This window comes from Chitinophaga sp. (genome assembly GCF_035761305.1).
Taxonomy (GTDB): Bacteria; Bacteroidota; Bacteroidia; order Chitinophagales; family Chitinophagaceae; genus Chitinophaga.
In genome coordinates this window covers 1-14,408 of the sequence record NZ_DASTRI010000165.1, presented here as the reverse complement: position 1 = coordinate 14,408, position 14,408 = coordinate 1, and the positions used below count along the sequence as shown (strand labels likewise).

The 14,408-nt window shown below is 53.6% G+C and carries 7 protein-coding genes and 1 pseudogene; 1 reads left to right on the top strand and 7 read right to left on the bottom strand.

Going from position 1 to position 14,408, the window contains the following annotated elements; all coding sequences use genetic code 11:
- Positions 1 to 13 precede the first annotated feature (13 nt).
- The 7 genes from VFS25_RS14210 to VFS25_RS14180 form a co-directional block, all read right to left on the bottom strand.
- Positions 14 to 1,753, bottom strand: coding sequence for an ATP-binding protein (locus VFS25_RS14210; RefSeq protein WP_326462819.1), 1,740 nt, complete (start codon positions 1,751 to 1,753; stop codon positions 14 to 16).
- Positions 1,754 to 1,905: 152 nt separating this feature from the next.
- Positions 1,906 to 3,201 carry an ATP-binding response regulator gene (locus VFS25_RS14205; RefSeq protein WP_326462818.1) on the bottom strand — a complete coding sequence of 432 codons (1,296 nt, stop codon included), beginning with the start codon at positions 3,199 to 3,201 and terminating at the stop codon, positions 1,906 to 1,908.
- Between the two features lie 299 nt (positions 3,202 to 3,500).
- Positions 3,501 to 6,935 (bottom strand): carbohydrate-binding protein, encoded by a 3,435-nt coding sequence (locus tag VFS25_RS14200; RefSeq protein ID WP_326462817.1) that lies wholly within the window; start codon positions 6,933 to 6,935, stop codon positions 3,501 to 3,503.
- 119 nt (positions 6,936 to 7,054) lie between these two features.
- Positions 7,055 to 8,503 (bottom strand): RagB/SusD family nutrient uptake outer membrane protein, encoded by a 1,449-nt coding sequence (locus VFS25_RS14195; protein WP_326462816.1) that lies wholly within the window; start codon positions 8,501 to 8,503, stop codon positions 7,055 to 7,057.
- A 30-nt stretch (positions 8,504 to 8,533) separates the two neighbouring features.
- Positions 8,534 to 11,803 (bottom strand): TonB-dependent receptor, encoded by a 3,270-nt coding sequence (locus VFS25_RS14190; protein WP_326462815.1) that lies wholly within the window; start codon positions 11,801 to 11,803, stop codon positions 8,534 to 8,536.
- A gap of 287 nt (positions 11,804 to 12,090) precedes the next feature.
- The gene (locus VFS25_RS14185) at positions 12,091 to 13,314 is read right to left on the bottom strand and encodes a FecR family protein (RefSeq protein ID WP_326462814.1); all 1,224 of its coding nucleotides are present in this window, start codon (positions 13,312 to 13,314) and stop codon (positions 12,091 to 12,093) included.
- 138 nt (positions 13,315 to 13,452) lie between these two features.
- On the bottom strand, positions 13,453 to 14,046 hold the full coding sequence (locus tag VFS25_RS14180) for a sigma-70 family RNA polymerase sigma factor (RefSeq protein ID WP_326462813.1): 594 nt from the start codon (positions 14,044 to 14,046) through the stop codon (positions 13,453 to 13,455).
- Positions 14,047 to 14,197: 151 nt separating this feature from the next.
- Between VFS25_RS14180 and VFS25_RS14175 the strand changes: the two are divergent.
- Positions 14,198 to 14,408: pseudogene (locus VFS25_RS14175) on the top strand (four-helix bundle copper-binding protein); the annotation flags it as partial.

Below are 14,408 nucleotides of genomic sequence, written 5' to 3'. Positions count from 1 at the left end.
AGCCGTCTGTGGGTTAGCGCTGCCATTCATATTCAGGAGAGGTGAGGTATTTGCCTATAACGTCGTTCAATGTTTTAAAGCTTACCGGCTTAACCAGGTATTCATTGGCGCCGGCTGCAAGCAGCTCCTCACTTTCTCCCGGGTATGCATCGCCTGAAATTACTATTACCGGCAGGTGCTGCAGGCGGGGATGCTGGCGTATATGCGTAATAGTGGCTTTGCCGCTCATTACCGGCATGTGCGAGTCTATAATCACCAGGTCCGGCATATCCTGTAACGCCATGGATATGCCCATGGCGCCGTTATCCGCCAGCAGGGTAGTGCAGCCGCTTCTTTCCAGGAACTTGGCCAGGTACAGCTGGCTGATCTGGTCGTCTTCGCAGATCAGTACCTGCTTGTCCTGGTAGTTTACAGGAGCAATGGCATCCGGCTTGGCGGGGGAAGCTTTTTGCCCGGTAACAAGGGGCAGCAGTATGGTAAACACAGTGCCTTCACCCGGGGTGCTTTGCACGGCTATTTGCCCGCCCAGCAGCGCTACAAAGTGGCGGGTAATAAACAGTCCCAGCCCGCTGCCTTCCAGCAGGCTGTTCTGCTCTGTTTCAAACGGGTCAAAAATGGTACGCAGCCGCTCCGGCTGAATGCCTTTGCCCTGGTCTTTTACCGCCAGGTACAGCTGTTTATCCTTTATGCCTGCTTTTACGGTTACGCGGCTTTTGGCTGCCGTGAACTTGATAGCGTTTATCAGCAGGTTGCCCAGTATTTTGGTAAGCTTGGCCTTATCCCCAATAATAACCGGCGGCAGCTGCTCCTGGAATTCTGTTATTACCTGTACCTGTTTACGGCTGGCGGAGTATTGGTGTACTTTACACAGGTTAGTGATATACTGCCGTATGTTAAAGGGGGCGTTATCTACTTCGTGCAGCTTGCCGGCTTCAATTCTCGACATATCCAGCACATTGGTTACCTCCAGCATGGCGCTGCTGCTGGCCGTGTACAGGTCTTCCGCCAGGGGCTTCAGGGTAGGGTTTTCCTCTACCTCATCATGCAGCAGCAGGGTTTGGCTGATCTCGTGAATGGCGTTCAGCGGGCCTTTCAGCTCATGGTTGGTTACCCGTATAAAAAAGTTCTTGTAGGCATTGGCGGCTTCCAGCTCCTGGCTGCGTTTCATTAAGCTGTTGTACAGGGCTTCATTGGTTTTTTTATAGTACCATAGCACCAGGGAGTCCAGCAGGATAATGCCGGGCCTTGCTACCCATTGCAGCATCAGTTGCTCAGACGATGTTTGCAGAATGGGCGCAATGAGCGGATAGGAGTAATTGTATTTACAGATAATAAGGGTAAGCGCTGTAATACCAATGCTGATGCCCCGGTGCTTATCCTGCCGGAAGAACAGCAGGGAGGCGCCCAGCAGCAGCAGAAAGGCCAGGTGCACTTCTACAATAGCGCCAAATGCAGCGCTGAAATATACCAGCGAGGCGTTAATGATGCAAATGTAGGTATAGCTGGCGGCCAGGTGCCGGCGCCGGCTGTTGAGCCACAGCACGCCTGCCAGCAAAACGGCTTCTGTAAGGCCCGCAGCCAGTATTACCCATTCGCCCGTAAGCGCGTAAAAGAAAATGCCAAAACCGGCGGTCAGCAGCAGCGATACCAGGCTAAAGCGGTTCACCGCAATAATTGCATGCTTGTTTATTTCGTCTGCGTTTTGGGTGCCGGCTCGTATAATGGTCCGTATAATCTGTGTCAGTTTCGTCATAAGAGGGGTGCGTTAGAATCTGTGTAACCAGCCCGGGTATTCATGTGACGGTTAAAGATGATGGTTATTGAGAACGTATAACAGCTGTTCCGTTAATTAAGAACAAGGTAAACCTTTTTAATCACAAATACAAAAACCAGCCACTGCCGGCTTTATGCGCGGGTTTCCGGCGCCAGCGCAGCCTGCAGTACGGTGGCTTTGAGCACCTTGTGCAGCAGCTTAAAATCCACTGGTTTTATAAGGCAGCCGGCGGCGCCTGCCTGCAGTGCCTCGTCCCTTATATCGGTGTCGGCAGAGGTAATAATAACCGGTATATGCGACAGGTACCGGTTGGCTTTCAGGTGCGCCAGCAGCTCCCGTCCGCCTATTCCGGGCAGTCCCATATCGGAAATAATAACGTCAAATGGGGCGCAGCCGGCGCGGTACAGGCCCTCCATGCCATCTTCCGCCGCCACTACTTCAAAGCCCTTGCTTTGCAAATACCTTTGCAGGTATTGCCGGCTCATAGGATCATCTTCTATCAGCAGCAGCCTGCGGCCGCTGAAAATAAGATCATCGGCATAACCGGTGTGGCCGGCCGCGGGCGGCATGTTTTTGCATTCCTGTACCGGCAGGCAAATAATAAAGCAGGCGCCTTTATCAGGCTCGCTGAACACCTGTATGCTGCCCTGCAGCTGGTAAGCCAGCTTTTGCGCAATGTTAAGCCCCAGGCCCGTGCCTTCCGCAAAATTGATGCGTTCCCGGGTAAATTCATCAAACAGGGTTACCAGCTTTTCGCGGCTAATGCCCGCCCCCTGGTCTTTTACAGCTATCTGCCATTGCCCGCCGGCCTGCGATATGCTTACCGTTACAATAGTGTTCCCGGGGCTGAACTTAATGGCGTTGCCGATAATGTTATTGGCTATTTTGGTAAGGCAGGTTTTATCTTCATACATAAGCGCGGGCAGCTGCGGGGCTGTTTCTACCTTTAGCTGTATGCGCCTGGCGCCGGCCAGGTATTGGTAAATGCTGCATACTTCCTGCGCCCAGCTGCGTACGTCAAACAGCTCGCGTATCACTTCATCCGGCTGGCCGGCTTCTATTTTACTGCGGTCCTGCACATTATTAATAATGCTTAGCACATTGTGGCAGGCATAATGCAGCTGCGCGTTGTAGGGGTTGTCCGGCGCATCCGTCAGCTTCAGCTGCGCAATGCTGTAAATGGCGTTCAGGGGCGTGCGGATCTCGTGCGTAAGCTCGCGCATAAAAACTTTCAGGGAGCGGTTGGCTTTTTCCAGCTCACGTATTTGCGCGCTCATCGCGGCTACCCGCGCTTTATTATATTGCAGGTAACGCATAAGGGTAAGCACAGTAATGACCAGTATTACGCCAATGGCGGCGTAGCGCACTATCAGTACATGGCTGGCGCCCATGTTAAGTATACTACAGAGGGTATTAATAAGCTTCATGCGTGGTTGCTTGAATCATAAAGGTCTGGTTATTTGAGTAACAGGGCTGAGGGCTTCCGGGACAAACGATCTATTTACAAGAACCTGAATCGTGCTGTTCCTTTTACGTGATACTTGCTGGTCCAAGGTAAGCAATTTCAGGCGGAAAATACAAATATTTAAATCGCAAATTACGGGCTGGTGGCGCAATGGCAGCGCTTTTGTGCGTTTAAATATCTAAATGAGAACGCCATAAAAATAAAGCAGGCCCGAAGATCAGTTTGTCTTCAGGCCTGCCTTTTTTATAGCAAAAAAATCTATCAGAGCTTAATGACTTTGAACGTTTTTTGCCGGCGTCCGTTCTCCAGTTTTAAAATGTAGGTGCCGCCGGGCAGGTTGCCGATGTTGCGGGTAATACGCGTTTGCCCTTCGGGGATGGTCCATTGCTGTACAATGTTGCCACGCATATCCAGCAACGCGGCTGTTTTATACACCGGTTCCTGCAGCTCCACCACCAGCAGCCCGGTGGTAGGGTTGGGGTAGAGGCTTACCTTTTTTATACCGCCTGTTTCCGCAATGGTTTTTACGCTGCTGTAAGCCATGCGGGCGCTGGAATCCGGCGCAACGGCACAGTTGCTGATGCTGAACCAGTTGAACTTAAAGTAGCCGGATGCTACGTGAATGCCGGTATAGGAAAGCGCCGGCAGCGTCATGGTATCGGTAATGGTTTGCCACTTGCCGCCGGTAGACGGTATGTTGATGGTGCCAAAATTATTGCCGCTATGTCCTATCCATATGGTGGCCGCCATGGTAGATGATACCCGTATGCTGATGGTGTACCTTCCGGTGGCCGGCACATTCAGCGTACTGTATGCAAACCAGTCGCTTACATGCAGGTTGGTAAAATCCTGTCCGCCGTCAACATCCGTGGTGGTTTCCAGGTAAGGGCCGGTAGCGCGGTTAGAGGCGCTTTCGGCTTCGTACCGGTCATTCACCGTGCAGGTATAAGCGGTGATAACCACCGCGGTGTCGCTCAGGCCATTGCCTGTTGCGGTTACTGTATAAGTGCCGGGCGTGGCGCCGGCTGTAAATATACCGCTTGCGCTGATGGTGTTGCCTGCGCCGGTAACCGTCCATACCGGCGTGAAAGCGAAAATGCTGTCGCGCTGGTCATAGCCCGTGGCGGTAAATTGCCACGATGCGCCTATGGGCACGGTAACGGTATCGGGCGTAAGCACCATTCGTGTAAGCACGGGGGGCGCAATTACATGGGCGGTGGCAACGCCGCTTACGGTATCTGCCGTAGCTGTAATGGTATAATCAGCCGGCGTGGCGGCGCTGAAAAGCCCGTTGCCGCTAATGTTGCCGCCTGTGCCGGATGCAGTCCATACAGGGTTTATCATAAACACGCTGCTATCCTGCCCGTAACCGGTGGCGGTGAACTGCTGCGTGGCGCCGGTGTTCAGCGTTACAGTGTCCGGCTTAACAACAATGCGCGTTAAGGGAATGGAGTCGGCGCGTACAAAGCGCAACCAGTTAAAGTTCCAGCCGTCTTTGTTGCTGGTGATGCGGATGGTTTTCTGTCCCGGCATTAAACGTATAGGTAACGACGTTACCGTGATCCACTTTTGCCAGCCGCCGCTGGCCGGCAGCATTACGGTTTGCAGCACGGTGCTGTCAAGCTGTATTTTCAGGCTGGAGGCCGTGTTCACTGCTACCCGGAACTGTATGCGGTATTCGCTGGAGTCCGGCACGTCAATATCATACTCAAACCAGGTGCTGCTGCCAATGTAGCTTACATCTACGCCGCCGCCCGCGTCTGCCGTGGATTCGGTGCAGCATGCATTGCCGTTGTCAAAGTGCTCTGCTTCTATTTTTGCGGGTATGGGCTGGTAGTCGGCCTGGCGTTTATTCACAAAGGTGCTGCCGGTTTTGGTGATGCTGTCAATGGTTACGGTAGCGGTAACAGTGCCCGACTCGTTCAGTGTGGCCAGCCCGCCTGCAGTAATGCTGTTGCCTGCGCCGGTAATGCTCCACACCGGTGTGGCGCTCATTACATGCCCGTTCTGGTCCAGCGCCCTGGCGGTGTATTGTTGTGTTACCCCGGGTAAAAAGGCAACATCTTTCGGCGTTACTGCTACACTGTCCAGCACAGGGGTGCCCAGCCCTTTCTGGTAAATATGCACATAATCTACCAGCATGCTGTCGGGCCAGTCGGCATCCACTATGGTGCCGCCCATACCGCCGCCGATGGCCACATTCAGTATCAGGTAAAAGGGCTTGTCAAAGGGCCAGTCTTTCCAGTCGGTATGCGGGTTATAATAGGTGAGCACATGCATGCTGTCGTAACGGAACACAATGGAGTCTGCGGCCCATTCCATGCTGTAGGTATGGTAAACCGTATCTACATCGTGCATTACCTTGGTGGCATACACGCCGCCGCCGTTTGTCCAGTTATGGTTTTGCGTGTGCACGGTGGATAGTACGGTGCCGAAGTTATTGCCTACGTGCTCCATTATATCCAGCTCGCCGCTTTTGGGCCAGCCGCCGTAAGCGCTGCTGGTGGGCATTAGCCATATGGCGGGCCATGAGCCTCTTGCGCGTGGCAGTTTGGCGCGCACTTCCACCTTGCCGTACAGGAAATCCATTTTGCCCTGTGTGATCAGGCGGGCCGATGACCAGGGCTCGGTGGTGTTGCCCGTGGGGAAATCTTTTTTACCGGTGATCACCAGGTTGCCGTTCCGTATGCGGGCATTGTCATGCGTAGTATCTGTATACACCTGCTGCTCGCCATTGATCCAGCCTTTGGGCTGCGGGTCTACTTTCCATTTGGCGGCATCGGGTTTACCATCGGTATTAAATTCATCTGCAAATATCATTGTCCAGTTGGGGTTGCCTTCAAATACCACGTTGCCTTTTGCCGTATAGGCGCTGGTGTTGGCGGCGGCCAGCTGGCTGCCGGCTACCAGCAGCTTTAGCGTGGTGCGGGAATAGTTGGCGGGCGAGCTGCCGCTGAGCGTAATATGTGCGGTAGTATCGTTAATGCGCTGCACATTGCCAATGGTTACGCCGGCAGGCAGGTTAGCGCCTGTCCATCCGCTGGTGGTAAGCACGCTGTCAAACGTGCTGCCATGTACGGTTGCGGTAAGCACCGCACCGTTTTCCTGGCCCATTAAAATGCTGGTGTCTTTCAGGGTAATGCCGGTAGGGTTGGGGCCTTGCACCAGGTCGAAATACAGGATGCCGTTGGCTTTACGGCCGTCAATGAAATGTACTTCAACACGGTTAAAGTCTGTTCTGTTCTTTACGCTCTGGAAATCGTAGGTAGCTTCTTCCCAGTGGTTTACCTGGCTTACCTTGTAGCTGAAGTATACGGCTTTGCCGTAATTGTCGCCGGGTTGCAGCTTGAACATAATCTCGTCTTTGGTGCTGCAGTACACCAGCATTTTGAATTTGCTGTTGGTCGACAGGTCAAACGAGTCCGGCAGGTTACAGGTGGCGCCCATGTACTCAAAGCAGGTAGTGTCTTTGGTGAATTTGGCCACCAGCGGGCTGGTGTTCAATCCCGACGGGTTGGGGTTGGCCACACCAAACTCTATTTTACCGGTAGTGGTGTTGCCTGCATAATAGGTCCATTTGCCGGAGCAGGGGCCATGGCCTTCCATATCATCCAGCAGGAGGTATTGTGCCTGTAGTTTGCCGGCGCTGCACAGCATAACAAGCAGCAACACCCAAAGTGTCGAAATGTTTTTCATAACGTTTCATTTTTAACGTGGATAAATAGGGCCGGCGCCGCTTGCTATAGCGCCGGCCCGGGTTTTCTTTTTACGTGGTTCAGGCAATGGTGATCATAGGATATTACCTGTTAAGTTGTTTATAAATTCGGGTTTACCAGGGCATCTACGCCGGGTATGGGCATCCAGTATTTGTCCTGCGTAATGGTGGTTGCGGGCTCCAGGTCGGCGGGGTCTTTATCTGCATTGGCGGCGGCCACCTGGTCCAGCCGCACCAAATCAAACCACCGGTTCCATTCTCCTGCAAATTCCCATGCCCGTTCATTTACCACGGCAGCGGCAAAGTCGGGGCCGGACATGCCGGCCGGCAGCGGCGCTAACCCCGCGCGCTGGCGCACGGCATTTACCGCCGTATAGGCGTCGCTGTTGGGGGCGCCTGCGGCGCGCGCCTGGGCCTCTGCATAAATGAGCAGCACATGTGCATAGCGGATCATAATCACGGGGTTGTTGGACATGTACACGGCCTTGTTGCCCGGCTGCTGTATCGTGAACTTCTTATAATATGGGTGCTTGGTGGTGGTTTGCTGCCAGGGAATGGTATCGCCGCTTACTACAAACTCGGTGGAGAAAGTAGCATCTTTACGCGGCCCTGCCGGGAAGTTGTTAAAGAATTTCAGCTCCGGGAAAAAATCGCTCCAGCCGCCTTCATTCTCCGGCATGGTAGACAGGCCGTAAAAGGAGTTGTAGGTTGACCATTGCCCGCGGGTGAACAAGGTGAACACATCTTCTACCGTGCCGCCGGCAAATATTTTCAGGAAGCCATCCTGGTACAGGTCAAACCCGTACGTGCTCTTATTGTCTATCACCTCTTTTGCCTTGGCAGCTGCCAGTGCGTATTTCGACTGGTCTTTCAGCGGCCAGCCGGCTTCTGTCAGGTACACATCTGCCAGCAGAGCTTTTACGCTGCCTTTGTTGCATCTTCCGGGATCGCGTTTGGTGTTGGGTACCCATTCTTCGGCCCTTGCCAGGTCTTCCTCAATGAGCTTATACACTTCTGCGGGCTTGCTTTTGGTAAGATGCAGGTATTCGGGCGAGTACACTTCCGAAGGGATAACAGGCACTTCGCCCCACAGGCGGGTAAGCCAGTAGTAGCACAGCGCGCGCAGGAAGCTGGCTTCGCCTACAATGGCGTGAATGGTTGCTTCAGTGCCATCCTCTACCTGGTTATAGTTGTTAATGATATTGGTGGCGGATTGTATGGTTTTATAGCAGCCCAGCCATATAGGCGTCATCCTGCTGTTAAGGGAGCTTACGTTAAAGCGGTCAAACTCGCGGAACTCCTCTTTGTTGGAGCCGGGGTGCGTGGTAAGGTCATCGCCGCCCATGGTCATGGCAATCTGTGATACGCTGGTAAAGCCGCTGGTCCACGGCACCATTAAGCTGCCGTAAGCGCCGGTAAGCGCGGCCTCCAGCCCTGCCTGGCTGCTTAAAGCGGCGGCGCCGCCCACCAGGCCCCTGGGCTCTTCTGTAAGCTGTTTGCTGCAGCCTGCGGCCAGTAGCAGCAGGGCAGCCAGGTATATCTTTTTCATGTAAATACGTTTAATCATGTGCGTTATATTTTAAAAGCTGAGCGTAACGCCGCCGGTAATGGTTTTTGCATTAGGGTAAGAGCCAAAGTCAATGCCCTGGCGTATATCGCCTGCATCGGAATTGGCTTCGGGGTCAATGCCGCTGTAGCCGGTGAACGTAAGCAGGTTGGTAGCGCTTACAAACACCTTTACGCCCAGCACATTTTTGATCTTACCCCTGGGAATATCGTAGGAAAGGCTCACATTCTTCAGCCGCACAAAATCCGCCTTTTCAAGAAAGCGGGTGCTTTGTGTAAAGTTGCGGTTGGTGGTGCTGAAAGCCGGTATATCCGATGTTTCGTTCACGCCGGGTATGTAACGGTCTTTTATATCTGCCAGGGTAGCTTCCCGTGTGTCGCCGCCGTAGTACATGGCAGCGGCGTTGTTATAGTTCAGCTTATCAAAGCCAAACAGGCCCTGGAATAATAAGTTAAGCGTAAAAGAGTGGTAGGTGAAGGTATTGTTCCAGCCCAGGGAGGTACGCGGTATGCCGGTGCCTATTACGCCGTAATCGCTGGCGTCTATAAGGCCGTCGTTGTTCACATCCAGGTAGCGGGAGTCGCCGGGTTTGGCGCCGTAATCAGCCGCCTTGGCGTCGCCGGGTTTCCAGGTGCCCAGGTAGGTGAGGCCCCATATAGCGCCCAGCGGCTGCCCGGGCATTACTACAAACTCCGACTGGGGCGACATGCCGCCGCCTATTTTGCGCGTGTTAGGATCAAATATCACGCTCTTGCCGTCGCCAATGTACACGACCTTGTTTTTAATGAACGATACATTCAGCCAGCTGTTCCACTTAAAGGCGGCGTTATCTACTACCGTAGCGTCTAAAGAAAGCTCCCAGCCTTTATTTTGTACGCTGCCCACATTACGGGTAATGCTGTTGCCGCCCAGGTACAGGGGCAGTGTTTCATTCAGCAGCAGGTCGCGCGTGTCTTTTACAAAGTAGTCGGCGGTAAGGTTAATACGGTTATTGAACAGGCCAACATCCAGCCCGGCGTTCTTTTGTTCCGTGGTTTCCCATTTAAGGTCGGGATTGCCGATGTTGCCCAGTATAATACCATTCAGGAAAGTGGAATTGGTAAAAGATGCGATCCTGTTGGAGTAAGACGAAAAGGTGCTGTATGCATTTACGCCCTGGCTGCCGGTAAGGCCCCAGCTGCCGCGCAGCTTTAAGGTGCTGATAACCGGCAGCTGCTGCATAAAGGGCTCGTTGGAGATTACCCATCCGGCGGAAACAGAAGGGAAGTAGCTGTACTTATTATTGCCCAGGAACTTGGATGAGCCGTCGCGGCGCAGCGCTGCAGACACCAGGTATTTATCGTTATAGCCGTAGTTAACGCGGCCCACCAGCGAGAACAGCCCCCATTTTGAATAGCCCGAAGACGGGCTGCCGGGTGTGCCCAGTCCCAGGTTGTTCCACTGGAAATGCTCATACGTAAGGTTGGATGCGCCGGCAGATACGTAGTTGAAGGTAGATTGCTGGTACTCTGCCACGGCGGTTACATCCAGGCTGTGCACGTTGTTGAACAGGCGGTGATAGTTCAGCGTATTGGTGTTTTGCAGCCGTATTTCCTTGTTGGAGCGGTAGCTGCTGGTAGCAGTGCCGGAGTTGGTGATTTTACCGGCAAAGCTTTTGTTCTCGTAGCCCAGGTAGTTGGCGCCGTATTGCAGGTTAAAGCTCAGGCCCCGCAGTATCTCAAAACGGAAACCGCCTATCATGTTGGCCAGCATGCGGTCTGTTACCGCTAAGCGGTCGGTGGTTAATGCCACGGGATTAAAGAAGATGGAGCCTACCGGGTCGCTGGCGGTATAGCTGCCGTTGGGCTGCCGTACCGGTACGGTGGGCGACCAGGTGATGGCCTGCGCCAGCGGGCTGCTGGGGCCATCGGCCGGTATATCCACATTCTGCGCGGTGCTGTACGAGCCGGTGATGTTCAGGAAGGTAGATACACGGCTGGAAAGGTCGGCATTGATGTTGGACCTTACCGTGTAGCGCTTATACGATGAATTGTTGATAACGCCATCCTGGTCGAGGTAGTTGCCGGAAATAAAATAGGTTGATTTATCGCTGCCGCCGGAAAGGCTGAGCATATACTCCTGGCTGGGGGCGGTGCGGAATATTTCATCCTGCCAGTCGGTACCGCCTTTGGCGCGGTATTCCGCTACCTGCGCATCCGTGAACGGCAGTGTGGTGCCTACCGCTGCGGCGTGCGCATTGGCGGTTTCGGCAAAGTCGCCGGCATTCAGCAACGGCAGTTTTTTAATAACAGTGGCAGCAGAATAGCGGCTGGTGAAGTTCACCTTTAAGCCGCCTTTACTGCCCTTTTTGGTGGTAACAATAATAACACCATTGGAGCCGCGGCTGCCGTAAATAGCAGTAGCGGAAGCATCTTTTAACACCTGTATGGATGCAATGTCGTCCGGGTTAATGGCAAAGAACTCAGCGCCCACAAAACCATCCACCACATACAACGGGCTGTTATCGCCGTTAATGGAGTTGGCGCCGCGGATGCGGATCCTTACGCTGCCGCCGGGCGATCCTGCGGCATTGGTTACCTGCACGCCGGCTGCCCGGCCCTGCAGCACCTGGTCCAGCCGGTTCACCGGCTGATCTTCAAATGCTTTGGTGGAAACAGAGGTAATGGAATTGGTGAGGGAGCCTCTTTTCTGTTCGCCGTAACCTACCACTACCAGCTCGTTCATGGTAGATGCGGTGGCGGTGAGGATAACAGGCAGCGTGGTTTTACCTGCTACGGCGATCTCTTTTTTATCATAGCCAATGGATGAAACCAGCAGCACGGCGTTGTCGTCCGGTACGGTAATGGTGTATTCGCCCCGTTCATTGGTTACCACGCCTTTGCCGGTGCCTTTTACCTGCACGGTAACGCCGGGCAGCGGCTCCCCTTTGCCATTGGTAACGGTGCCTTTTATTTCCTTGCCGGGCGGTGCGCCGGCCGGCGCCGGCAGGCTTTTACGTTTAACAATAATGATCCTGTCCGATATGCTGTAAGTGAGCGGAAGGCCCTGGAAGCAGGCGTCCAGCGCTGTTTTCAGGGAAGCGTCCTTCAGCTCCAGGCTGATCTTCGGCAACTGCTGCAGCTGCTCATCGGTGTACAGGAATGCATAGCCGGTTTGCCTGCGTATCTCTTTAAAAGCCTGGTCAAGGGGAATGTTACGTTGCGAAAGGGTAACTGTTTGTGCATACCCTGCCGCATGTACCTGCATCAGGGTAATGGTCATCAAAAGTACCGTTAGTTTCATAATCAGTAACGTTTTTACAGATAATCGTGGAAATGTTTTGCCCCATGCAAAGCCGGTTGGCCCGCTTTGGGAAAAAAGCGTCAATTGCATACATTTGTATGGTTTGGGTGGATAATGAAAATTGCCGTAAGCGATTGTAATTACAGGCCTGAACGTACCGGGTGCGCCGCGAACGCGCCCGGTTTTTTTTAGGCCTTGGCATTGGTATTGGAATAAACATCAGGGACTCATATGTTTCAGTTTTTAACGTGGTATTATTAACGTATATCCTTCATAGTGGCATTGGTTCACGGCGATACAATGATCTGCCGGTCTTTTATTTCAAAATGTACTTCTCCTGTCAGCTCCATCATTTTTAATACCTGCGATACCGGCACGTTCCTGGGTATGATACCCCGGAAGTGCGCGTGCACCGGCGCTTTGTACACCACCTCCACATCGTACCAGCGGGCTATGAGGCGCATGGCCGAAGTAATGTCGTTGCCTTCCAGCTGTATAAAGCCGTTCTTCCAGGCAACTGCTTCTTCTGTATTTACATTGTCCTGCAACGCCAGCGTGCTGCGCTGCTTATCCAGGCTGGCGCCCTGCCCGGGACGCAGCTGCCGGCTGCTGCCATGACTGCTCACCTGTACAGCGCCCTGCAGCAGTGTTGTTTTTACCAGCTGTTCATCATCATAGGCCATGATGTTAAAATGGGTGCCCAATACGGTTACCAGCATACTGTCGGCCCGGTTGGCTGTATGCGTAAGCACATTTACCCGGAACGGTTTTGCCGCGTTGGCCGCTACTTCAAAATAAGCTTCGCCGCTGAGCGTTACCTGGCGGCTGCTGCCATTGAATGCAGTAGGGTAGGTGATGGTGCTGGCGGCATTGAGCCATACATTGGTGCCATCAGGTAAGGTAATGCGGAACTGGCCGCCGCGCGGGGTGCGCAGGGTGTTATATTGTATGCTGGCATTGCCTGCGGCTCCTTTGCTGGTATAGGCCAGCTGTCCGGCGCCTTGTTTAGATACGGTGGTGCCGCCCTGTTGCGCCAGCACGCCGCTGGTGGTGCTGTCCAGCGGCACCTGCGTACCATCTGCCAGTATTAATACCGCTTTATTGCCGCCGGGCGCCACATCGTGGGTGGCAGGTGTTGTAACAGCACCCAGGGGAGCAGGCGCGGGGCGATGCAGCACCCAGTAAGCGCCTCCGGCCAGCAATAGCACGCCTGCGGTAATAGCGGCGGCCATCCATGCCCGGCGCAGTATAAGGGGCACTTTTTTACCGGCGGGTATTGCTGCCGGTTTATCGGCCGACAGTATAGCGTTGGCTACCGGGTCCCAGTAAGCTTCGTCGTAATCCGCAGGTTGCGCAGGCAGCTGTTCCTGTATGAGCATAGCCGCCAGGTGCGCGGTTTGCCCGCTTTCATCGGCCTGTATAAGGTCTGACAGCTCCTGCAGCTCGGCGGCTGTGGCGGCGTGGCTTACCGCCTGCTGCAACAGGTATGCTAAACGGTCTTGTGTTGACAATTTGCTATGTTTTTGTATCTCGTTAATGTGAAACTTTCATAACGCAGCAGCATGCTCCTTTTCGTGGTACGGAACATCCCCCTGAACTAACAGACGCGCAACCGGGCATATAGGACCTATGGAAATAAAATTTTTTTTTCAGGCCAGCCAGCTTACCACCAGGAGGGGCAGCAGGTAACCGGCCAGCTCCAGTTGTTTGCGGATGAATTGCAGCGATCTTACCAGGGAATTTTTAACGGTGTTGGGCGAGAGGGACAGCTCCCTGGCGATCTCCGGTATTTTAAGGCCTTTGTCCCTGCTGAGCAGGTAAATACGTTTTGCCTGTGGCGGCAGCTGCCCGGCGGCAGTGCGTACCTGGGTTAACAGGGAGTGGTAGCGGAGGGTGTCTTCAGTGGGGCTAACCTGTTCTTCCGCAGCTGTGCTCACAGTAATAGCATTCATGACCTTATGATGCACGGCCTGTTTGCGGAGATAGGAAAATGACTGGTGAAAAGCGATGCGCAGCAGCCAGGAGCGGGGATTTTCTATACCGGCCAGCTTATCGCGGCTGATCCACAGCCGCAGAAAGGTTTCCTGGACGATGTCGTCTGTAACAGCAGGCGCTTTGGTGAGGTGGAGGATGAGCGGGCGCAGTTCAGGAACATACCGGCGAAAGAGCAGGCGGAAAGCGGATTCGTCGCCTTCCGAGATAAGCCGGAACAGTTCTTTGTCATTATATAAGTGTGCATACATGTTGAACACCCCCCTGCTAAAGTAGCAAAATTTAATTTCCGGTTAATATTTTCTGCGCGCGCAAGCAGCATCTGCATTATATATTGGCCGGTATATTGTGGTTAAAGGGCAGGGAAGTATTGAAATTGTTTAACCTGTAAATGCATTTTTTATGACCAATCAACAGTATCAACGCTGCCTGGAGGCATGCCAGGCCTGTGCCGTTGCCTGCCACCAATGTGCAACCGCCTGTTTGAACGAAGAGGATATAGCGATGCTGAAAGCCTGTATTGAGCTTGACCTGGAATGTGCAGTGATTTGCAATGCTACTGCCACAGTGCTTAGCATGGAGGGGTATGCCAGCGAGCAGCTGTGCCGGGTGT